Raw genomic sequence first — 21,429 nt, forward strand, 5'->3', positions numbered from 1 at the left:
GAAAATCGCCCTGAACCGACTTAAAGGCCAGAGACAGCGTTAATCCTGAGCGTGCCGCCATCTCCATCGCCAGCAGACCGGCAGCAACATCAGCACCAATGGCCAGCGCGCCGAAATACATGCTTTGCAGATGGTTTTTGGTGCGATCATTGAGCGGGATACGCAGCGCCAGCTGATCGTCACTGATCGCCAGGATCTCAGGGGAACAGTAATCAATGAGTTTCACATGTTGCTCGGCAAATTGTTTGAGCATTGCGTTTGCGCTCGCGACTCGGCTTTCCATGGCATTTATCCTTCTTTACTGACTGATTAGACCAGTTAAGACAGGCATCGGAAAAATGTCAAACGCCTCACCGTCAAGATGTTACCTGAACCTGAATTCTCATCCTGGTGGCCAGTGCATGGCCCGCCCCCCGAGTAAGTGAAGGTGAATATGATAAACCGCCTGACCGCCGTACCGATTGCAGTTCCAGACCAAGCGATAGCCGTCCTCCGCCAAAGAAAGATCCTTGGCCAGTTGGGTCGCTGTCAGCACCATGTGCCCGATGAGAGGACTATGACTCAATTCCAACTCATTGGTGGTTTCGATGTGCTGGCGTGGAATGATCAGGAGATGGGTCGGCGCCTGGGGATTATTATCATGAAATGCGACCACCTGATCATCCTCGTACACCCGCTTGCCGGGGATCGCATTACTGGCAATTTGACAAAATATACAGTCCATGACGTACCCTCGCTGCTTGAATCCCTTCAACTATAGTTAAAAACAGCGCCCTCACGTCACAAAGAAGACGGATTAAAAACACTGCGGCGGGAACGATACCTTGCGTCGCAATTTACCTGACTGGCAATCATCAACCGTGGATCACTGAAATGACCACAGCGTTTATCACCCATAGCGACTATCTGCGCCATTCCATGGGGCCGGATCACCCGGAATGTCCCGAGCGACTGAGTGCCATTCTCCAGTATCTGGCCGGCAAGCCGCTGGCCGACCAGCTTCAATGGCACACCGCCCTTGAGGTGAATCCGAAACATCTCGAACGGATCCACCCGGCCGCCTATATCCGCCACCTTGAGTCCCTTCAGCCACAGCAAGGGCTCGTGTATGCCGATCCGGACACCGCGCTGAACGCTCATACCCTGCATGCCGCGCGCCTCGCTGCCGGTGCCGTCACCCAGGCCGTCGAGCTGGTGATCAAGGGTCAGGCGACCAATGCGTTTTGCGCCGTCCGTCCACCGGGCCACCATGCCGAACACGCCACCGCGATGGGCTTTTGCTTTTTCAACAATATTGCCGTTGGCGCAGCCCATGCCCTGGCTCAGCCGGGCATCGAACGCGTCGCCATCCTGGATTTCGATGTCCATCACTGTAACGGCACCGTCGACAGCTTCAAGGATCGGCCAGAAGTGCTGGCGTGCTCGACATTTCAGCATCCGTTTTATCCGCTGCGCTATTACGACATTGAGCGGCCGAATATCATCAACTGTCCGTTACCCGCCGGGACCGGCAGCCACAGGTTTCGCCAAACCGTAACCGAGCGCTGGCTGCCCGCACTCAAACGCCACCGGCCGCAGATGCTGTTCGTCTCCGCCGGTTTTGACGCCCACAAAGATGATCCGCTGGCCGATCTGTGTCTGGATGAAGCGGACTTCCGCTGGGTCAGCGAGCTGATTGTGGATGCCGCCGGCACTTATGCCAATCACCGGGTGGTCTCGACGCTGGAAGGCGGGTATCACCTCACGGCGCTGGCGCGCAGTGTCTATACCCATCTGGACGTGCTGGCCTCGGTGTCCACCTAAGCCCAATCGCAGCAAATAAAAAAGCCAGCCGAAACCGGCTGGCTTTGTTCACAATTGTTCACGATGAACGTGATTTCTGGGTCCGTAAAACCAGATCAGTTAAACTAATGGCAGGCAACCAAGTGTTCAACGCCCTCTTCGCCCGTATTGTGCGTTTCCGGACGGGTTTGCTTACATTGCTCGGTGGCATGCGGGCAACGGGTCCGGAACGTACAACCGCTTGGTGGTGACAGCGGCGACGGCACATCCCCTTCAAGTTTCAGCGACTCTTTGGTGACCGTTGGATCCGGCACCGGGATCGCCGACAGCAAGGCCTGGGTGTAAGGGTGTTTCGGATTACGGTACAGCACTTCCGCCGGTGCTTTTTCCACGATCCGTCCCAGGTACATCACCCCGACTTCGTCACAGATGTGCTGAACAACGCCCAGGTCGTGGGCAATAAACAGGAATGAAATACCTTTCTTTTCCTGCAATTCAGCAATCAGGTTGAGCACCTGAGCCTGTACCGAAACGTCCAGCGCAGACACCGGTTCATCCGCGACGATAAATTTCGGCTCCAGTACCAGCGCCCGGGCAATCCCGATCCGCTGACGCTGACCGCCGGAGAACTCATGCGGATAGCGGTTGAGCACCTGGGGACGCAGGCCCACAATCGCCATGACTTCAGCGATCTTATCTTCGCGCTCCTGTGGCGTACCGATCTGGTGCGTATCCAGCGGCTCTCGCAGGATCTCATGGATCGTCATCCGCGGGTTCAGCGACGCATATGGATCCTGAAAGATGATCTGAATATCACGACGAATCGCTTTCATCTCTTTGGCGCTGAAATGGGCAATATCCTTACCTTCCAGCTTCACCTCGCCGCCACTCGGCTCATGCAACCGCAGGACACAGCGCCCCAGTGTCGACTTACCACAGCCGGACTCTCCGACCAGACCTAACGTTTTGCCGCGCTCAATGGTAAAGCTGACATCGTCGACAGCCTTACACAGAGTCTGGGTGCCAAAGAAGCGACTACCGGCTGCAAAATGCTTCTTCAGACCGTTAACTTCTAGTAATACTTCGCTCATTGTCCATCTCCATTCGGACGAAAACAGGCCACCCTGTGATGCACGTCCCCGGTCAGTTGCGGTATTGCCTGACGGCATTCCGGCTGTACCTTGTCGCAGCGATCCGCAAAACGACAACCCTCCGGCAAGTGCAACAGATCCGGGACCACCCCTCTAATCGTCGGCAGACGCGGGATCTTCTTGTCACGAACGACCGGGATCGACTCCAGCAATCCTTTGGTGTACGGATGTTTCGGGTTGGCAAAGATCTCTTCGACCGGACCTTCTTCGATGATCTGGCCGCAGTACATCACCACCACGCGCTGACAGGATTCAGCCACGACACCCAGGTCGTGGGTGACCAGAATCACCGCCATGCCCAGCTCTTTTTGCAGCCGAACCATCTCGTCCATCACCTGCGCCTGGATGGTTACATCCAGCGCGGTGGTCGGTTCATCAGCCAGCAGCAACTCCGGACCGCAGGACAGCGCCATAGCGATCATCACTCGCTGGCGCATCCCGCCGGACAGCTCATGCGGGTACTGATTGATGCGTTTCTCCGGTGACGGAATACCGACTTTATCCAGCATTTCGATCGCCCGGATCCGCGCTTCCGCCTTGCTCACATCGTTGTGCAGACGGATGACATCGATCATCTGCGTGGAGATCTTCAGTACCGGGTTCAGGGCCGTCATCGGCTCCTGGAAGATCATCGAGATCTCGTTGCCCCGGATCTTGCGGTATTCCCTTTCGCTCAGGCCAATTAGCTCGCGGCCCTTGAAGGTAATACTCCCATCGACAATTTTACCCGGTGGCGAAGGGACCAGGCCCATAATCGACAGCGAACTGACCGACTTACCACAACCGGATTCACCCACGATCGCGACCGTTTCACCCGGCATGACTTTGAAGTTCACACCGTTGATCGCACGAACCGTACCTTTGTCCGTTTTAAATTCGACCGTCAGATTATCCACTGACAGCAGTGGGGTTTGCTCAGACATATTTAAATCTTCCTTGGGTCCAGCGCATCTTGCAGCGAATCAGAAAACATGTTGAAAGCCAGAACCAGCACAAACAGCATGCCGGAGGCGGCGAAGAAGTTACAGAAATGACCGGCGGTAACTTCACCACTCGCTTCTGAAATCATCAGTCCCCAACTGATACTGTCTTTCACGCCCAGTCCAAGGAAACTCAGAATCACCTCACTCTTGATTGCCGTGATAAACAACAGCGTCATTTCTACCAGCAAAATATGCGAGGTATTCGGCAGCAGGTGTTTAAAGATCACGCGATACACCGGAACCCCAAGCGAACGGGCCGCTTCGGTAAATTCCATGTTTTTCAGTTTGATCACTTCACCGCGCACCAGACGTGCCGTGCCCATCCAAAAACAGGACATCATGGCGATGTGCATGGCGTACGGGTTTTCCGCCAGCGCGACAGCAAACGCCGCAACCATCAGGAAGTACGGGATACAATCCAGGCAGTTCATCAGCCACAAAAACAGCTCGTCAATCACGGTACCGGAGAAGTACCCGGTGGTTGCCCCCACCAGCGCGCCGGTGATGGTGGCGACAATCGCCACAGTCAGGCCGACTTCAAAGGCAGTTTTGGTGCTGTAAATCGCCCTTTGGAAAATATCCTGGCCGTTGATGTTGGTGCCGAACCAGTACTCAGCCGTCGGCCCATCCTGACCCGGGGCCAGCAGTGCATCCCAGTTTTGGGCAATCAGCCCGGACCAGGCCAGTGCGGCAATAACAAAGTACAGCATCACCACGGACAGACTGATCATCCCGACCTTGTCGCGGGTAAATTTATAAAAAGCTTTTGTCCACAGGGACTCTCGTTTGGCCGGTTTGGCCACGCTCGCGCCCTGCTCCATAATTGCTTCCGACATTGCTTGTGTCCTTTATTTTAATGAAATACGCGGATCTACGGCGCGATACAGCACGTCAACCAGGCTCACAACCACGATAAACAACAAGGTCGTCAGCACAATAATGGCTTTCAGTACCGGCAAATCACCTGTGGTGATTGCATCATAAGCCGTCAGTCCGACCCCTGGGATCCCAAAGTAACTTTCCAGCAGCAGTGCACCACCCACAATGACAAACGGGATGGAAAACACGATGCGGGTTACGATTGGCACCAGGGCATTTCTCAGGACATGTTTGAACAGAATTGTATTGGCGCTGTGACCAAACGCTTTGGCCGTGCGCACATGATCCCGGGTTGTCTCTTCTACAATCACTGCCCGATAGAACCGGGTATTATAGCCCAGTGCCACGAACACCGATGATATCGTCGGCACCGTGATGTAGTAGAGATAATCCGAGAGTGAATTCACTTCCCAGCCATAGACTGGGAAGAGATTCAGGCCATAACTGGAGCAAAAAATCAGCTGTGTCGCGATAATGACGATCAGATACGAGATACTCATACCAACCACCGAAGACGACATGATCATCTTGTCCAACCAGCTTGAGCGATGCATCGCCGCAAACAGCGCCAGTAACACGCCAAACACGTTCCCCAGAATAAATCCGGGCAACTGCAAGGCAATGGAAACCGGAATAGTTTTCGCCAGAATTGACGTCACCTGCTCGCCGGTAGAGTCGGAATAGCCAAAGTCAAACACCAACACTTCCTTAACGTACTCAATGTAACGAATCAAGAAAGGACGGTCATAACCCAGCTGATGCCGAATCTCGTTAATCTCCTCGATAGTCGGGTTCCGGCCCAACAAGTCATATGTCTTGTCCGGACCGAAATAAACCATCAATACGAAGCTGATCAGGGTCACCCCGAAAAGCAGTGGGATGCTGTAGATCAGCTTCCTGAAACAGTGTTTTAAAATCTCCATAATGACCCAGCTTTACTTATGATTTGATATCAACATACTTCAGATAGTTACCCATTACGTCGCGCTGTGGCCACATGATGGCATTTTTGTGCCACATCCGGATGCGCGTGCGCGAGTAACCACCAATGCCGACACAGTCATCGACAACCATCTGGTTCATCTTCTGATACAACGCCGTCCGCTCAGGACTTGGCTGCATCACAGCAGCTTGCTCATACAGTTTGTTGAACTCAGGGTTGTTGTAGTTTGCGCTGTTCGAACCTGGTGAGCGGTTCGGACCGTAGAACAGCTGCAGGGTGTTCTCTGCATCCGGGTAATCCAGGCCCCAACCCATTGGGATCAGTTGCGTTTTGCTATTTTTCACATCACGGTTGAAATCACCGAACGTGGCGAAGGTTTTCTGCTTCACCTTCTCCTTCGGATACCCAATCTTCGTCAGGTTGCCTCGGAACTGTTCAAAGAACTGCTTGTTCCGTGTGCTGGCCGTTCCCGGGTAGTAGATCACCGGCAGGTTCTTCTTGTTCCAGCCGTGCTCTTTCAGCAGTAGCTTCGCGCCGGCAATATCCTGAGTGATCGAGGAATCATCCATGTTCGGATCAAAGCCATCGGTGCCCGGGACGATAAAGCCAGGGTACGCTTCGCCGATGCCCAGATAGAAACGACTGATACGCTCCGGCCAGTCGAAGGATTTCACGATCGCACAACGCAGCGCTTTGTTCTGCGCATTGGTTTTCGGATCGTCAGAGTAACCGAAGTACTCGTCATCAAAGTTGAAGAAGTTGTACACCAGACCCGCTTCCGGATTGACACGGAAGTTGAACTTCTCGGCAAACTCAGGCTTGAGCTTCACCGGATTTTTGCTGGCCAACACTTCATCCATCTGCTCATTTTGCAGCGTGGTGTTGACGATCTCAGAACCCTTACTGAACGAGTTCCAGCGCGCCGAAGCTTGTTTGACCCAGTTCAGCTCAACACGGTCCACGATCGGCAGTTGCTTCCCGTCCAGGGTGGCGATGCCGGTAAAACCGTGCAGTTTTTCGTCATAGCCAGCACCGGTCAGATCGAAGGTTTCCTGACGGTAATTCGGGTTTTTCTCCAGCACGGTCTTGGTGCTGTTATGAGAAACCAGTTTGAACGGACCTGAGCCAACCGGGTGGATGGACAGTTCACGACCGTACTTCTCAACCGCTTCGACCGGAACCACACCGGAGTAACCCATCGCCAGAGTGTAGGTCAGCTGCGGGAACGGCTTCACCAGCTTGATCTGAACCGTATGGCGATCCAGCGCTTTCAGGCCTTCAATGGTTTTCCCATAATCAGAGCCTTCGTCTTTCCACGCGTCCAAACCGACAATCTTGCCAGCCCACAGCCAGGAACCCTGGGAGCGGTTTTCAGCATCAAAGTGACGTTTAATCGAGTAAACAAAGTCTTCAGCCGTCACTTCACGCCCTTTGCCACCTTCAAAGGCCGGATCGTCAATGAACTTCACGCCCTGCTTCAGTTTGATGGTGTACGTCAGGCCGTCTTCAGAGACTTGAGGCATGTCGACAGCCAGGTTCGGCTTCAACTCAAACGGAGACTTCAGATATTTGTACTCGTAGAGAGTGTCGTAGACAGCGGTCGTCACTGTATTGGCATAGGTGGTGCCAGATTGAACCGGGTCGAAGGTCGTTGGCGTGCCGTCTTCTGAGAATTTGAACACTTTGATGTCTTCAGCCATTGCAAGGCTGGAGGCAACCAGTGCTGCCAACGGGAGCATCGTGAATTTTTTCATATAACTTCCTGTTAAATAAATCACATTGTTTGCAGCTACTTCCATGAGTCAGACTCATACGATTTGGACAGGCACTGTCCAAATCGGGTATCGACGAAAGGGCTACTGTCGGGCGCTGCAACTTCCTGTTTCACCCTAAGCCGCCTTGGCTGCCAGAGACAGCAACAAGGTCATACCTGAAATTTATCAAGCGGATACTAAATTAAGCGCATGCGGCTTCATAGAAACTTCAGACATAAATGAGAAATATACCAAATATTTATAAATTACCAATAGACAAATTACAGTGTTTTGTAACAAGATCTCGTCATTTCTTGGACTTATATGCAACAAATGAATATTAATTCAGAACGCTGTGTTATCTATTCATTCACAGTTTGCTGACCGGGTACCAAATCCCGGCAAGAAATGCGGAAAAAGCCCCTCAGAAAGTCCCGCCCATTCCCCAGAGACATGACCTGTTTTTCAGAAAAGAAGACACAAAATAAAATAGCCCCGGTCAGCATAGATCCGGGGCTTGGCGAGACAGTCAGCTACGCGACAGTTTGAATCAGCGCCGAAATACCCTCAACTTCGAGTTGCCCATCGCTCACTCTGGTGTAAATTTGTTCAGGCGTGTACAGTGCGCCGTCATAAACCACCACTACACTGACATCACCCGGTCGCAGAAAATGGGTTTCCCCGTACTCGGTATAGCGGGTTGCGCCAATCGCGATCACCGCCTGGGCCGGATAGCCGGCCTTGGATAAAATCTTCGAAATATCTTCCGCCGGGCCGACATCTTGCTGATAATTCATACGATCCACGATCCAATGCAGCAGCTTTTCGTGAAAGTAACTGTAGTCTTTCACTTGGCAGTCTTCGCCGTAACGCACCACTTTTCCCGCCCGCTGATGGAAACTGGCAATCCGGAAACGGTCAATCGTACTGCCGGCCGCCAGAGAATCGAGCGTAAACAGGGTCGCCGCCAGGCCTTTTGAGTGTTCGCCCCAGTTTTTCTTCTCACTGATTTTGAGGGCATTCTGACGGCGGATAGAGCAATCATTGAATGCACCGAACTGTTTCGGCGTTAAAGCCGTCACCTGCCCATCCTGGTAGGTGATGTCGCAAATCAGCGCCACTTCCGGTTCGATTTGCAGATTATCGGCATCTGTCGGCGGGGTAATTGTCCTGTCAGAGAAAGGATATACCGATAAAAATCCTGCCGTTTCACCGGGGACGTACAAGGGAAACAACGCTTTGGGCGCCAGAGGATCACTCACGGCCATCCCTTCAAAATCTGCGGCCTCCCCGGCCTGCTCTAAATGGCCGGCAAAGTTACCGGCAATGCCAAACCCGATCACATCTTTATACTTCATCTGACTTTCTTTCCATTGTTTCACATTAAGAGTCTGCATCGCCGCTTGTTTGCAAATACTGCAGGGACGATGGATCACAACTGAGTAGACACTCACCTACACTTTGAATTGATTCACCACGCTATCGAGCTTTTCACAGAGCCGGACCAGCCGCAGGCAAGCGGCTTGCGCATCATTGGTCGTACGGAGCGTATCCTCATTCTTTTCAACAATTTTCTGCACGTTCTGGTGAACACTGTCACTGACCTGACTTTGCTGCAGCGCCGCAGACGCAATCTGGGTGTTCATTTCATCCATGGTGATAATCGAGCCGCTGATTTCATTGATCGATTGGGTGGTATTATCGGCATAACGCACACTCTCCTGCCCGTTCAGCGCACTGACGTTCATTGCCTGCGCTGCCCCTTCTGCGCCACTTTGCAAGCGGACGATCATGCTCTCGATTTCACCGATGCTGCCCTGGGTTTTGCTGGCCAGCATCCGCACTTCATCTGCAACCACCGCAAATCCTCGGCCATGCTCACCTGCCCGCGCGGCTTCAATGGCAGCGTTCAACGCCAACAGGTTGGTTTGTTCGGCAATACTGCGGATCACATCCAGCACCGAGGAAATATTGCTGACATCCCGCCCCAGGGTCTGAATCGCGGCGCAGGAATCATCAATTTCCCGCGACAACTGGTAAATCGTCTCAACCGATTCCGTGACATTGTGCCGCGCCGCCTGCACTTCCTGATTCACCTGGCTACTCGCCGAGGCCGCCTGGTTGGCGTACGCACTCATGCTCTCACTGGTCACCGTTAGCTGATTGACCGCCACCGCAACTTTCTCACTTTCCGTTTGCTGAACGCTGGCCGATGCCTGAATCGTCCGGGTGGTTGCATCTATGGCAGCGACTTCCTGGCGTACATCCGCAGCCGAAAGCACCACCGCTCTGACCGACTGTTGGAACTTGGCCAGAAACTCATTAAAAGTATCGGCCAACTGGCCGACTTCATCTTTCGATTCCACCGCCAGCCGCAGCGTCAAATCGCCATCGCCGGTGACGACATTCATCATCGCCTGTTGCAACCGTTTGATCGAAGACAGCAACAAGCCCGAGACCACCCAGGCGATCCCCAACGAGATCAGCAAGGCCCCCAAGGTGCCGTACACGGTGACAGACTGGACAATCTGCTCGTTTCTCGGCAATTCCGCCTTGAGTGTTTGCTCCTGCTGCTCGATTTCGGTCCGGATTTCAATCAACGCGGTGCGGATTTGATGAAACAGGCGCGCCAGCTCGGCCTGATGCTGCAGGTAGAAATTCGATGCATTTTCCGGCGCAGCAAACAGCTGGCCATACAGCGCGCTCCACTGGTGAAACTGATCCAGCACCTGTTTGAGCTTGGCGCGATTGCTGTCAGCAATAAAATGCGCGTCAATCAGTTGGTGCGTCGAGGCCAGTCGGCTGGCTGCTTTCTCGGCATTGCTCTGATATTCCGCTTGTTGCTGTTGAATATAAGCCGCATCGCCGTAGTCCAGCATCAGATTCTGTGCGGCAGTGATGACCTGATACATATCCCGATATGCATCGTTTAGGTTGTTCAGTACCGGTTGAACATGTTCGGTCAGGTACAGCTCTGTTTTTACCATCCGGTTCAGGTGGTAATAGGTAAATGCCGAGACACCGGAAAATAACAGGGCGACAATGAATATCGGAAACAGAACTTTAAATTTGAAGCTCAATGTTAAAGCAGATTTCATACGGTTCAAATGCGTCAGATCAAGTCATAGACAGCAGATTACCGAAGCCGGGAAACCATGAGGAGCTATTTAAATTTTGTTTATAAACTTTATTGATTTAATTCCAGAGCCCCATTAGCTGCCCGTTGGAATACCCTCAGGAAATATTAAAATCTTAAAAAAGACAAAAGAAATACCGCGTTCAATCCGCGCGATAGCGAACCATCTGTCACGATCCATAAAGACGATAAAAAAGCGCCCTGACGCAGGCGTCCAATGTGACATTGGACATCCAGAACCAGGGCGAAGCATCGCACACACTTATCGGGGGATAAGAAGGAGGAAGCAAGGGAGAAAGTGTTTATCCAGCTTGTTTTCGGTTGAACTCGTTCAGCTGCGCCAGCAACCAGGTCACCGCCAGCAAATCGGCACTGCCGCCCGGGCTTAAATTGCGTTCAATGAAACGCTGGTCCATTGCGATCAACTCATCTTCGATGCCCGGATACATGCCGCCACCTTGGGCCAGCAACGCTTGTGCCTGTGCCTGTACATACTGCAAACCGGCCAGACCACCGCGGGAAACGACATTGGTATCGGGATTTTCAGCCATCAGGACCAGCAAGGTTTGCCACAACGCCTGCTCGGTTGAAAATCCCTCGGCAATCGAGGCTTCGTAGCACGGCAATGCCCGAGTCATAACGGTTGCCAGCCCGGACGCTGCTTCTCCCCGGGCGCCGCTCAACCCATATTGCTGAAAGATCTGCTCACCTGACGTCGCCGGTTGCCGCCCCGTATTGCCGCGCAGTTCGTCCCGAACCAGATGCGAACAGCACTGCTTGATGGTCTGGCTGATATGCATCGCATCAAAAGCAATTTGCTTGCCGCGCAGCCAGCCGACGGCACCACACACCAGGCCTAAACTGAAAATCATCCCTTTGTGGGTATTCACGCCCCGGGTGGCACGGAACATCGCTTGCTCCGCTTCAAGCCCGATTGGGCGCAGCGCGGCCAGCAGCGTGTGGACCGGCTGGCCGGCGCACTGCCAACCGGCGTAGGCGAACTTATCCAGATAGGGATGAATCGCCTCGGCGCTGGCGATAAACGTCTGGATATCCATATCGGTGTGCGCTCCGCGGGAGTAGAGATCCACCAGACCGGGTTTAGGCGTCAGGTGGACTTCCAGCATCATGGCGTGAAAACCCAGATCGCCCACCAGTTGGAACAGGTTGATCAGCGGCAGCTTGCCTTGCGGGGTCTCGACCCGAAACAACGCAGGATCAACCAGCAGATTCACTGCAGTATTAGCCATAGCTTGTCATCTCATTAATTTTGCCGAGCAGGGCCTGTAAGTCGTGGCGCCGGGAGCGTGCGCAAACGACCGCATCTTCTTCGCAGAGCAAGCATTGACGCCGGGCCATTCGGCTACCCTGACGGGAAATGATTTTGCCGTCGGTTCCCAGCACATCCAGATCCATCAATCGGCCCAGCTGATGCCCGTTTTCGACCTGCATCATCGCCAGCTTGAGCAACGAGGCTGACGGCGCATCGACCACAAACACCCCTTCCGGCCCGGTTTTTTGCTGGAGCAACTGGCGGGTCACAATCGTCCAGCCGTGGCTGCCACAGGCTTCGATGACCGCATCGACACCCTGGTTGAAAATGTGCATCGCCGCCTCGCTCATCTTGACCGGACCCGGCATATTGACGCTGAAAGAGATCAGGGGCAAAGAGTGGCTTTTCAGCCACTCCTGCTGTCTCTTCACCCGGGCTTCTTTATTGGCCAGCACTTCCATCAGGCTGACTTCCGACAGAGAGACAGTTTGGGTCATGCTTTCACCTGCTTAATCACATCAATGACAGAGCCGTCACGGTAGCGAACATAGCCGACAATCCGCTCTTCAAATTCAATCGGGGCCGGTACACCGGTCAGCATTTCCGCGCGCGCCTGCAGGTCTGCAATCTCTACCACCGGCAAGCCTGCCGCGATCAAGCGAGCCTTCATCGCTTCCCGGGCCGGGTTCACCGCAATGCCATGGTCGGTGACCAGTACATCAATCGACTGTCCCGGGGTGATCACATTGGTCACCTGCTTCACCACCGTCGGGATCCGACCGCGAACCAGCGGCGCAACAATGATCGACAGGTTCGCCGCAGCAGCCGTATCGCTGTGCCCGCCGGAAGCGCCGCGGATCACCCCGTCAGAACCGGTGATCACGTTGACGTTGTAGTCGGTATCAATTTCCAGCGCACTGAGGATCACCACATCCAGCCGGTCCACCACCGCGCCTTTCGATAACGGGTTGGCATATTCATTAGCCGAAATTTCGATATGGTGCGGATTGCGCGACAGTGAGTCCGCCGCCCCGGCATCAAAGCACTGCACATCCAGCAGGTGCTTGATCAGCCCCTTCTCGTGCATTTCGACCATGGTCGACGTGATCCCGCCCAGACCAAATTCCGCCGTAATGCCTTCACGGACCATTTTGTCTTCCAGGAATCGGGTCACGGCCAGAGATGCCCCGCCGGAGCCGGTCTGAAGGGTAAAGCCGTCTTTGAAATAACCGGAATGGGCGATGACTTCCGCCGCCTGCTTGGCAATCAGCAACTCACGCGGGTTCTTGGTCAGACGGGTCGCATCGCCCCCGATTTTCGACGGATCGCCCACTTCCTCGACCTGAACCACAGCATCAACGCGATCCTGGGTAATCGAGGCCGGATGGTTCGGATAACCCACCAGAGATTCTGTCAGCATTACCACTTTACGGGCATGCTCGGCATCGACTTTGGCGTAACCCAGAGAGCCGCAACGGGATTTCCCGTGGAAGCCGTTGGCATTGCCGTACTCGTCGCAACAAGGCACACCGAGGAAAGCAATATCAATTTGCAGCTCACCGCTTTGAACCAGATGCACCCGACCGCCGTGGGAGTGAATGTGAACCGGCTCGGCCAGCAGACCACCGGAGATTGCTTCAGCCAGTTCACCGCGAATACCGGAGGTATAGATTTTGGTCACCACGCCGTTTTTGATGTGCTCCACCAGCGGGGCATGCACCCCGGTCAGCGAGCTTGACGCCAACGTCAGGTTTTGAAAGCCCATCTCGGCAATCACCGCCATCACCAGATTCACGGTTTTATCACCACCCCGGAACGCGTGGTGAAACGAGATGGTCATCCCGTCTTCCAGTCCCATATCCAGAATGGCTTCTTTCAGGGTCGCTTTGAGCTTGCGCGAGCACTTGCCGGTTTCATCCGCCAGATGCGGGGTGATGGTATTGGCATCGGTAAACGCAACCAGATTGCGGGCTTCAAGTTCATGGGTTGGCAACAGGCCAGGGAATGTATTCATCGTCATGGGAATGCCTTACTGTTTAATACCGGATTGTGCTTTTTGCAGCGTCCAACGGGCTCGCTCGATGATGGGGCTGTCGACCATCTTGCCGTTCAGGGAGACCACGCCCAGGCCCTTCTTCTCGGCTTCTTCCGCCGCTTCGATCACCGCGTGAGCGTGATCCACTTCCGCCTGGGTCGGCGCGAAAACGTTGTGCAGCAGTTCAATCTGACGCGGGTTGATCAGAGATTTGCCGTCAAAGCCCAGTTGCTTGATATGCTCGGCTTCATTGAGGAAGCCTTCCTCGTTGTTGACGTCGGAATAGACGGTATCAAACGCCATCAGCCCGGCAGAGCGCGCGGCCTGCAAGATCGAGCAGCGGGCAAACAGCAACTCGATGCCCTCCGGGGAACGCTGGGTACGCAGATCGCGGACATAATCTTCCGCCCCCAGCGCGATGCCGATCAGCCGTGGGGAACTGTGGGCAATCTCCACCGCATTGATCACCCCTCGGGCACTCTCAATCGCTGCCATCATCTTGGTGCTGCCCACTTCACGGCCGCACAGTCGCTCGATATCTTTGATGTGGCGCTCCATTTCCAGCACATCTTCGGCACTGTCGGTTTTCGGAAGCCGCACCACATCAACGCCGCCGCGAACCACGGCGTGAAGATCCTTGAGGCCGAATTCTGAATCCAGCGGGTTGACCCGCACCACGGTCTCAATGTCCTGATACAGCGGATGCTGCAACGCATTGAACACCAGCATCCGGGCCGTGTCTTTCTCGCGCAGGGAGACGGAGTCCTCCAGATCGAACATGATGGTATCCGGCTGGTAGATGAAGGTATTGCTGAGCATGGCGGCGTTGGCACCGGGCACAAACAGCATGCTGCGACGAAGTTTACTCATGATAATTTGCTCCAGTAGATATCATTGGAATCAGCGGCTCGCATCACGGCAGCCTGAACGCGCGCTTTGATCACGCAGTCCAATGCGCCCTTGTCTTCGACGTCCAGAATGGCGGAGGTTACGCCCAGCTGTTCCAGCGTGTCGCAGATCAGGGCTTCAATGGCTTTGCCGAACTGCTTCTCCACGGTACTGTCGAGCGTCAGTTGGATCCCGGTATCGGGATTGGGCGCAATACGAACTTGCAGATCACTGGACTCCAGCGTGCCTGCAAAGGCGGGTTGGGTAATATTCATCGGTTAAACCTTGTTATTGGATGATGGACATGAATGCTCGCGGCAAATTACGCCACGACAGAATCATAGGGTTGAGCAACCGGGGGCTGAACGCCCGCTCTGAGCGGCTCGTGTCTCAGGTGCTCAAGGGTGGTTCGGGGCAAGAGCGTCTCAAGCGCACCAAAGTCGCCCCGAACCAATAAGGCGCGAACCCGGGAAGCCGAAATAGGCTGCTCACCGGACGTCAGTCGCGGTACTTCGACACATTCAATAGCCGGGCTCTCGACCAGCGGAGAATGCAGCCAATGTTGCATCTGCTGGTTATAGTTGCGGGTCACCACACAATGGGGTTCGGTGCCGACAAAGCGATGGGTGATCCCGAGTGCCGGTGCGATATGCTGGCGGAAAATCTGTAGATCGATGGCGGTATGGCAATAATCCACCACGCCCTGATCTTTAATAAAATAAGTGGGGAACGTTGCCTTGGAAATAATATATTTCGATCCAGGATGCACGGTCAGGTTTGCAATATGTCGGGTGCCCTGCTGGATCATGTCAAAGCGATCCATATAAGCAAACTCACTGCCTTCTTCCTGCACCACAAATAAATGCAGCCAATCACATTCACTGGCAGCCTTTTCGACTAAATATTGATGCCCCAAGGTAAAAGGATTGGCATTCATCACGATGCTGCCGACTTTGGGTGCCTGCACCTTTAATAAAGACAGCTGTTGGCAATAGCGCGACAGTTTATTCTTACTGTTTTCCAGCAATGCCAGTTGTTCGCCGACCTGCGCTATGGGGAAAAATCCGGTGGCGCGGAACAATGGAATATTTTCCGGTTTGGTAAACAAGAACAGGTGGAAGCGTCCCATCTCATAGGCAAAGTTCGTCAGTTCCGTCATCAACTTGAGCGAGAAGCCGCTGCCCTGGAGCGCGGGCGCAATGGCGATCGATTTCAGAATGTTGCTCGCAATCCCGCCGCATCCGATGACATGCTGGTCTGAATAGGCCACCACGAAATATTCGACATCCGAATCGATATCCAAATCTTGCTCGACCAGAAACGCACGAATAGGTTCGACTTTTTCCCTATTGCCTGCTGAAACGCGGCTAAACGTATAAGTATCAAACATGAACGCTGTCCTCATTGGTGACTGACGTTCATGATGCAAGAGCGACGCATGAAAAATAATGACACATATCGAGTTCTGGCCGCGCCTAAAAACTCTTTATGACTTTAACGTTTTTAATTTTTTAAGCTTTTGTTTTAAAAGGAAACAAGGGAATAAAAATCTTAAAATTCATAAGCCGATTTTATTCCACAGCGAGAAATGATCACACTCACATTTGACGACTCAATAAAGCCATAAATTGAAAAAGGATATTCAACCATGGATAAATAGAAAATGAATGAAAAAACCCTGCACAATAATATTGCAAAAGAAAGAAGCCCGGCGCTTGGCTTATTATCTCAAGTCAGGATATTCGGGCTGCCTGTCTCTCTCTTTTGTGTCTTAGGCTTTATTCTTTTGGCGGCACACGTCACCGATACCTTACCCAATAACATCGTCGGCGGTTTCGCCTTTATGTTCGTCATCGGCGCCATTTTTGGTGAAATCGGCAAACGCCTGCCGATATTCAACAAATATATCGGTGGCGCACCCGTGATGATCTTCCTGGTCGCGGCCTGGTTCGTCCACATCGGCCTGCTGTCGCAGCGGGAAATCGATGTCGTCACTGCCGTCATGAAAGATACCGATTTTCTGGACTTGTTTATTGCGGTCCTGATCACCGGCTCCATTCTGGCGGTGAACCGGAATCTGCTGCTGAAATCCCTGCTGGGCTATATCCCGACCATTCTGGCGGCCGTGTTGGGCGCATCGATTCTGGGGATTCTGGGTGGGATGCTGTTCGGGATCCCGGTTGATCGCATCATGATGCTGTATGTGCTGCCAATCATGGGGGGCGGTAACGGTGCCGGTGCAATTCCTCTGTCTGAGATCTACGAATCCGTGACCGGCGGCTCGAAAGAGCAGTACTACTCGGTAGCGATTGCCATCCTGACCATCGCCAACATCGTCGCCATCGTGGCTGCGGCCGTGCTGAACAACATCGGCGAAAAATTCCCGTCTCTGAGCGGTAACGGCGAACTGCTGCGTAAATCAAACTTTGATGTCGAGACTCAGGACAAAGAAGTCACCATTACCCACCGTGAAATTGCGATTGGCCTGATGCTGGCAGCCGGAATCTACACCTTCGCTTACTCCCTGTCGAAAGACATCCTGCCGGGCTTTGGTGATGTGAAAATTCACACCTTTGCTTACATGGTGATTCTGGTCGCAGCCCTGAACGCCTCCGGCCTGTGTACCGACGAAATCAAAGAAGGGGCCAAGCGCCTGTCGACTTTCTTCTCCAAGCAGCTGCTGTGGGTCCTGATGGTGGGTGTCGGGATTGCCTACACCGATATCGGCGAAATCCTGGCGGCACTGACCTTCACTAACGTCTTCATCGCCACACTGATTGTGATGGGCGCCATTCTGGGGGCATCCATCGGCGGCTGGTTGATGGGCTTCTACCCGATTGAATCTTCAATCACGGCCGGCCTGTGTATGGCCAACCGCGGCGGCTCGGGTGACCTGGAAGTGCTGGCGGCCTCAAACCGAATGAGCCTGCTGTCTTATGCCCAAATCTCCTCGCGTCTGGGTGGCGGTATCGTGCTGGTCATCGCCAGTGTCGTCTTCGGCATGCTCGGCGGTTAACCCCGCGTTCACCTCAGGAGAGCGTGGCAACACGCTCTCCTTTCCTGTCGATTTGGAGTTTTGAATGGAACAACACCTATTTACCGAAGGCCTTAACCTGCTCATGCTCGGCATGGGCTTTGTCATGGTCTTTCTGGTTTTTCTGATTTTCGCGACCACAATGCTGTCACAAGCCGTGGCGCGCTTCGCACCGCCACCGGTTGTACCGAAACCTAAACGGACATCGCAACCTGCATCTGCGCAGACAAACGAACAGCTGGTCGCGGTTATGGCCGCCGCCATTCACCATAAAAAAATCACACAATCATCACGTTACTAGGGGATAGACATGTCTGTTATTCAAAAACCGATCGGCCTGACCGATGTCGTACTGCGCGATGCCCACCAGTCATTATTCGCCACCCGCATGCGGCTTGACGATATGCTGCCGATTGCGAGCGAGCTGGATGACATCGGCTACTGGTCTCTGGAATGCTGGGGAGGTGCGACCTTCGACAGCTGCATCCGGTTTCTGGGCGAAGATCCCTGGTACCGGCTGCGCGAGCTAAAAAAAGCCATGCCGAAAACCCCGCTCCAGATGTTGCTGCGCGGCCAGAACCTGCTTGGCTACCGTCACTACGCCGATGATGTGGTCGATACCTTTATCGAGCGTGCCGTCGCCAACGGCATGGACGTGTTCCGGGTTTTTGATGCCATGAATGATCCGCGCAACATGGCGCGCGCAATCGAGGCAGTAAAAAAACAAGGCGCGCACGCTCAGGGAACCCTGTGTTATACCACCAGCCCGGCGCACGGCATGCAAACCTGGATCGATGTTGCCCAGCAACTGTCCGAACAAGGCGTTGATTCCATCGCCATCAAAGACATGGCAGGCATTCTCACCCCTTATGAAGCCTATGAACTGGTATCGACCCTGAAACAGCAGGTTGATGTTAATTTGCACCTGCACTGCCACGCTACCGCCGGTCTGGCCGACATGACACTGATGAAAGCCATTGAAGCCGGGGTTGATCGGGTCGATACCGCAATTTCTTCGATGAGCGGCACCTACGGCCACCCGGCGACCGAATCGCTGGTCGCCAGCCTCAAAGACACCCCGTATGACACCGGGCTGAACATAGAAAAACTGGAAAGCATTGCGGCCTACTTCCGTGACGTGCGCAAAAAATACAGCGCGTTTGAAGGCCAGCTCAAAGGCACCGATTCACGTATTCTGGTTGCCCAGGTGCCCGGCGGCATGCTGACCAACATGGAAAGCCAGCTCAAACAGCAAAATGCCCTCGACAAGCTGGATCAGGTGCTCGAAGAAATCCCGCGGGTTCGCGAGGATCTCGGCCACCTGCCGCTGGTCACCCCAACCTCACAGATCGTTGGCACCCAGGCGGTGATTAACATCCTGATGGGCGAGCGCTACAAAACCATCACCAAGGAAACCGCCGGGGTCCTGAAAGGTGAATATGGCCGTACCCCGGCCGCAGTGAACGACGCGCTCCAGGCCCGGGTGCTTAATGGCGACACCGCCATCACCTGCCGCCCGGCGGACAAACTGGCCCCGGAAATGGCAGCACTGGTTGACGCGGTGAAAACCGAGGCCAAAGCCAAAGGCATCTCCCTGGCCGAAAACACCATCGATGATGTCCTGACCGTGGCCCTGTTTACTCAGGTCGGCTGGAAATTCCTCGAAAACCGCAACAATCCGAGTGCCTTTGAACCGGCACCTGACGCATCCACCCCAACAGCGACAACGACAACTACAACCTCAACCGCATCCAAAACGACAAACAACGAGAAGCAATCCATGTCCAATTCAGCAACGTCCGGCGTATACACCATCACCGTCAACAACCAAAGCTATGTGGTTCAGGTCAATGAAGGCGGTGATGTCACCCAAGTCCAGACCGCCGCACCGGCCGCATCCGCAGCACCGGCGCCTGCCGCCGCAGATGCCGAGCCGATGACCGCGCCGCTGGCTGGAACTATCTGGAAGGTTCAGACCAAACCGGGCCAGCAAGTTGAAGAAGGCGATGTGTTGCTGATCCTGGAAGCGATGAAGATGGAAACGGAAATCAAAGCGCCACGTAGCGGCGTGATTGCCAGCATTGAGGTCAGTGAAGGTGACGCAGTCCAGGTTGGCGACTCGTTGCTGATGCTGGCTTAATGAGGTAAGGCAGTTATGGAACAAATCACCGCATTAATGAACGACTTTGGCATATTTCACCTCTCCTGGGGACAAGCCATCATGATTGCCGTGGGCTTCGGCCTGCTGTATCTGGCTATTGTCAAACAGTTCGAGCCCCTGTTGCTGGTTCCAATTGGCTTTGGCGGGATCCTGGCGAACCTGCCGGACGCCGGGCTGGCCCTTTCCGCAGTTGAAAATGCCCTGCATGCCGGAAAGCCGGAAGTGATGCAGGCGTTTGCCTCGGTGCTGGAACTCACCACCTCATCTGCGGCGGATATCAAGGCAGCACTGGCGTCGGCCACCCCGTCCGAACTCGCCACCATCCGTCTGCTGGCCGAAGAACACCTCTATAGCGACGGCATGCTGTACCTGTTCTACAGCATCGCCATTGCCTCCGGTGCCGGCCCACTGATCATTTTCATGGGTGTGGGGGCGATGACGGATTTCGGTCCGCTCCTGGCGAACCCGAAAACCCTGCTGCTGGGCGCGGCTGCGCAATTCGGGATTTTCGCCACCGTCCTCGGCGCGCTGGGTTTCAGCTCTCTGGGTCTGATGGATTTTAGCGTAGCGCAAGCCGCCGCCGTCGGCATTATCGGCGGTGCCGATGGCCCGACCGCCATTTATGTCTCCAGCATGCTGGCGCCTGAACTGCTGGGTGCCATTGCCGTGGCCGCCTACTCCTACATGGCGCTGGTGCCGATGATCCAGCCGCCGATCATGCGCGCACTGACCACCGAGGCCGAGCGCCAGATCACCATGAGACAGTTGCGTCAGGTCGGCAAGGTCGAAAAAATCTGCTTCCCGCTGATGCTGCTGGTGTTGATCGCCATGCTGCTGCCGTCGGCCACACCGTTGCTGGGGATGTTCTGTTTCGGCAACCTGATGCGGGAGTGTGGTGTGGTGGAGCGCTTGAGCGACACCGCCCAGAACGCCCTGATCAATATCGTCACGATATTCCTGGGCCTATCCGTTGGCTCGAAACTGGTGGCGGATAAGTTCCTCCAGGCCGAAACCATCGGCATTCTGCTGCTGGGGATCGTCGCCTTCTGTATCGGCACCACCGCCGGGGTGCTGATGGCGAAACTGATGAACCGTTTTACCAAAGAAAAAGTCAATCCGCTGATTGGTTCGGCAGGCGTTTCGGCCGTGCCAATGGCAGCCCGGGTGTCAAACAAGGTCGGACTGGAGGCCAATGCCCAGAACTTCCTGCTGATGCATGCGATGGGGCCAAACGTCGCCGGAGTCATTGGCTCCGCTGTCGCCGCCGGGGTGATGATCAAATACGTTCTGGGGGGCTAATTAACACTTCTGTTAATCAGGATATCAGATCGGGATCGTTCTAGATCCCGATCAATATTTTATCCGGATACCCTCGCTAAACTCGCTTCAACTGACTGGTATAGATGACGA

20 protein-coding genes are annotated in these 21,429 nt (G+C 54.3%); 5 read left to right on the forward strand and 15 right to left on the reverse strand.

Annotation, left to right across the window (positions count from 1 at the left end; all coding sequences use genetic code 11):
• Together VV869_RS07650 and VV869_RS07655 are read right to left on the reverse strand one after the other, a co-directional pair.
• The coding region (locus VV869_RS07650; protein ID WP_337734395.1) for a DUF4442 domain-containing protein at positions 1–283 on the reverse strand (283 nt) is incomplete at its 3' end.
• Positions 284–382: 99 nt separating this feature from the next.
• Positions 383–724 (reverse strand): histidine triad nucleotide-binding protein, encoded by a 342-nt coding sequence (locus tag VV869_RS07655; RefSeq protein WP_337734396.1) that lies wholly within the window; start codon positions 722–724, stop codon positions 383–385.
• A 149-nt stretch (positions 725–873) separates the two neighbouring features.
• Between VV869_RS07655 and VV869_RS07660 the strand changes: the two genes are divergently transcribed.
• Positions 874–1,803, forward strand: coding sequence for a histone deacetylase family protein (locus VV869_RS07660; protein WP_337734397.1), 930 nt, complete (start codon positions 874–876; stop codon positions 1,801–1,803).
• Between the two features lie 104 nt (positions 1,804–1,907).
• Here VV869_RS07660 and VV869_RS07665 read toward each other — a convergent pair whose 3' ends face one another.
• The 13 genes from VV869_RS07665 to citC form a co-directional block, all read right to left on the reverse strand.
• A complete protein-coding gene (locus VV869_RS07665) occupies positions 1,908–2,873 on the reverse strand; it encodes an ABC transporter ATP-binding protein (protein ID WP_337734398.1) in 966 nt (321 codons plus the stop codon).
• A complete protein-coding gene (locus VV869_RS07670; protein ID WP_337734399.1) occupies positions 2,870–3,856 on the reverse strand; it encodes an ABC transporter ATP-binding protein in 987 nt (328 codons plus the stop codon). The genes VV869_RS07665 and VV869_RS07670 overlap by 4 nt, the downstream gene beginning before the upstream one ends.
• A gap of 2 nt (positions 3,857–3,858) precedes the next feature.
• The gene (locus VV869_RS07675; RefSeq protein ID WP_337734400.1) at positions 3,859–4,752 is read right to left on the reverse strand and encodes an ABC transporter permease; all 894 of its coding nucleotides are present in this window, start codon (positions 4,750–4,752) and stop codon (positions 3,859–3,861) included.
• Between the two features lie 12 nt (positions 4,753–4,764).
• Entirely contained in the window at positions 4,765–5,718 is a 954-nt protein-coding gene (locus VV869_RS07680; protein WP_337734401.1) for an ABC transporter permease, read from the reverse strand.
• 16 nt (positions 5,719–5,734) lie between these two features.
• Positions 5,735–7,492 (reverse strand): ABC transporter substrate-binding protein, encoded by a 1,758-nt coding sequence (locus VV869_RS07685; RefSeq protein ID WP_337734402.1) that lies wholly within the window; start codon positions 7,490–7,492, stop codon positions 5,735–5,737.
• Positions 7,493–8,025: 533 nt separating this feature from the next.
• A complete protein-coding gene (locus tag VV869_RS07690) occupies positions 8,026–8,850 on the reverse strand; it encodes a DUF5718 family protein (RefSeq protein WP_337734403.1) in 825 nt (274 codons plus the stop codon).
• A 96-nt stretch (positions 8,851–8,946) separates the two neighbouring features.
• On the reverse strand, positions 8,947–10,590 hold the full coding sequence (locus VV869_RS07695; RefSeq protein WP_337734404.1) for a methyl-accepting chemotaxis protein: 1,644 nt from the start codon (positions 10,588–10,590) through the stop codon (positions 8,947–8,949).
• A 340-nt stretch (positions 10,591–10,930) separates the two neighbouring features.
• Positions 10,931–11,878: a triphosphoribosyl-dephospho-CoA synthase CitG gene (gene citG, locus VV869_RS07700; RefSeq protein WP_337734405.1), complete on the reverse strand. Its 948-nt coding sequence runs from the start codon at positions 11,876–11,878 to the stop codon at positions 10,931–10,933.
• Positions 11,871–12,398: a citrate lyase holo-[acyl-carrier protein] synthase gene (gene citX, locus VV869_RS07705; protein ID WP_337734406.1), complete on the reverse strand. Its 528-nt coding sequence runs from the start codon at positions 12,396–12,398 to the stop codon at positions 11,871–11,873. The genes citG and citX overlap by 8 nt, the downstream gene beginning before the upstream one ends.
• The gene (gene citF, locus VV869_RS07710; protein WP_443147299.1) at positions 12,395–13,921 is read right to left on the reverse strand and encodes a citrate lyase subunit alpha; all 1,527 of its coding nucleotides are present in this window, start codon (positions 13,919–13,921) and stop codon (positions 12,395–12,397) included. The genes citX and citF overlap by 4 nt, the downstream gene beginning before the upstream one ends.
• Before the next feature lie 9 nt (positions 13,922–13,930).
• Positions 13,931–14,806 (reverse strand): citrate (pro-3S)-lyase subunit beta, encoded by an 876-nt coding sequence (gene citE, locus VV869_RS07715; protein ID WP_337734407.1) that lies wholly within the window; start codon positions 14,804–14,806, stop codon positions 13,931–13,933.
• Positions 14,803–15,099, reverse strand: coding sequence for a citrate lyase acyl carrier protein (citD, locus tag VV869_RS07720; protein ID WP_337734408.1), 297 nt, complete (start codon positions 15,097–15,099; stop codon positions 14,803–14,805). Before citD ends, citE begins: the two co-directional genes overlap by 4 nt.
• 47 nt (positions 15,100–15,146) lie before the next feature.
• Positions 15,147–16,214: a [citrate (pro-3S)-lyase] ligase gene (gene citC / locus VV869_RS07725; RefSeq protein ID WP_337734409.1), complete on the reverse strand. Its 1,068-nt coding sequence runs from the start codon at positions 16,212–16,214 to the stop codon at positions 15,147–15,149.
• Between the two features lie 273 nt (positions 16,215–16,487).
• On the opposite strand from citC, the gene citS reads away from it, so the two are divergent.
• The 4 genes from citS (at position 16,488) to VV869_RS07745 (ending at position 21,318) form a co-directional block, all read left to right on the forward strand.
• Complete coding sequence (citS, locus tag VV869_RS07730) at positions 16,488–17,840, forward strand: citrate/sodium symporter CitS (RefSeq protein ID WP_337734410.1); 1,353 nt, start codon at positions 16,488–16,490, stop codon at positions 17,838–17,840.
• A gap of 64 nt (positions 17,841–17,904) precedes the next feature.
• Complete coding sequence (locus tag VV869_RS07735) at positions 17,905–18,159, forward strand: OadG family protein (protein ID WP_337734411.1); 255 nt, start codon at positions 17,905–17,907, stop codon at positions 18,157–18,159.
• A 9-nt stretch (positions 18,160–18,168) separates the two neighbouring features.
• Positions 18,169–19,998 (forward strand): sodium-extruding oxaloacetate decarboxylase subunit alpha, encoded by a 1,830-nt coding sequence (gene oadA / locus VV869_RS07740; RefSeq protein ID WP_337734412.1) that lies wholly within the window; start codon positions 18,169–18,171, stop codon positions 19,996–19,998.
• Between the two features lie 15 nt (positions 19,999–20,013).
• Positions 20,014–21,318, forward strand: a complete 1,305-nt coding sequence (locus tag VV869_RS07745; RefSeq protein WP_337734413.1) for a sodium ion-translocating decarboxylase subunit beta — start codon at positions 20,014–20,016, stop codon at positions 21,316–21,318.
• The last annotated feature ends 111 nt before the right edge of the window (positions 21,319–21,429 follow it).

Origin of the sequence: Photobacterium sp. MCCC 1A19761, assembly GCF_037389125.1 — a bacterium.
In the GTDB taxonomy this organism is placed as follows: Bacteria; Pseudomonadota; Gammaproteobacteria; order Enterobacterales; family Vibrionaceae; genus Photobacterium.

Excerpts from the sequence above, each read along its gene's own strand:
- VV869_RS07655 (WP_337734396.1), bottom strand. The coding sequence starts at position 724 with ATGGACTGTATATTTTGTCAAATTGCCAGTAATGCGATCCCCGGCAAG.
- VV869_RS07660 (WP_337734397.1), top strand. The coding sequence starts at position 874 with ATGACCACAGCGTTTATCACCCATAGCGACTATCTGCGCCATTCCATG.
- VV869_RS07665 (WP_337734398.1), bottom strand. The coding sequence starts at position 2,873 with ATGAGCGAAGTATTACTAGAAGTTAACGGTCTGAAGAAGCATTTTGCA.
- VV869_RS07670 (WP_337734399.1), bottom strand. The coding sequence starts at position 3,856 with ATGTCTGAGCAAACCCCACTGCTGTCAGTGGATAATCTGACGGTCGAA.
- VV869_RS07675 (WP_337734400.1), bottom strand. The coding sequence starts at position 4,752 with ATGTCGGAAGCAATTATGGAGCAGGGCGCGAGCGTGGCCAAACCGGCC.
- VV869_RS07680 (WP_337734401.1), bottom strand. The coding sequence starts at position 5,718 with ATGGAGATTTTAAAACACTGTTTCAGGAAGCTGATCTACAGCATCCCA.
- VV869_RS07685 (WP_337734402.1), bottom strand. The coding sequence starts at position 7,492 with ATGAAAAAATTCACGATGCTCCCGTTGGCAGCACTGGTTGCCTCCAGC.
- VV869_RS07690 (WP_337734403.1), bottom strand. The coding sequence starts at position 8,850 with ATGAAGTATAAAGATGTGATCGGGTTTGGCATTGCCGGTAACTTTGCC.
- VV869_RS07695 (WP_337734404.1), bottom strand. The coding sequence starts at position 10,590 with ATGAAATCTGCTTTAACATTGAGCTTCAAATTTAAAGTTCTGTTTCCG.
- citG (WP_337734405.1), bottom strand. The coding sequence starts at position 11,878 with ATGGCTAATACTGCAGTGAATCTGCTGGTTGATCCTGCGTTGTTTCGG.
- citX (WP_337734406.1), bottom strand. The coding sequence starts at position 12,398 with ATGACCCAAACTGTCTCTCTGTCGGAAGTCAGCCTGATGGAAGTGCTG.
- citF (WP_443147299.1), bottom strand. The coding sequence starts at position 13,921 with ATGACGATGAATACATTCCCTGGCCTGTTGCCAACCCATGAACTTGAA.
- citE (WP_337734407.1), bottom strand. The coding sequence starts at position 14,806 with ATGAGTAAACTTCGTCGCAGCATGCTGTTTGTGCCCGGTGCCAACGCC.
- citD (WP_337734408.1), bottom strand. The coding sequence starts at position 15,099 with ATGAATATTACCCAACCCGCCTTTGCAGGCACGCTGGAGTCCAGTGAT.
- citC (WP_337734409.1), bottom strand. The coding sequence starts at position 16,214 with ATGTTTGATACTTATACGTTTAGCCGCGTTTCAGCAGGCAATAGGGAA.
- citS (WP_337734410.1), top strand. The coding sequence starts at position 16,488 with ATGAATGAAAAAACCCTGCACAATAATATTGCAAAAGAAAGAAGCCCG.
- VV869_RS07735 (WP_337734411.1), top strand. The coding sequence starts at position 17,905 with ATGGAACAACACCTATTTACCGAAGGCCTTAACCTGCTCATGCTCGGC.
- oadA (WP_337734412.1), top strand. The coding sequence starts at position 18,169 with ATGTCTGTTATTCAAAAACCGATCGGCCTGACCGATGTCGTACTGCGC.
- VV869_RS07745 (WP_337734413.1), top strand. The coding sequence starts at position 20,014 with ATGGAACAAATCACCGCATTAATGAACGACTTTGGCATATTTCACCTC.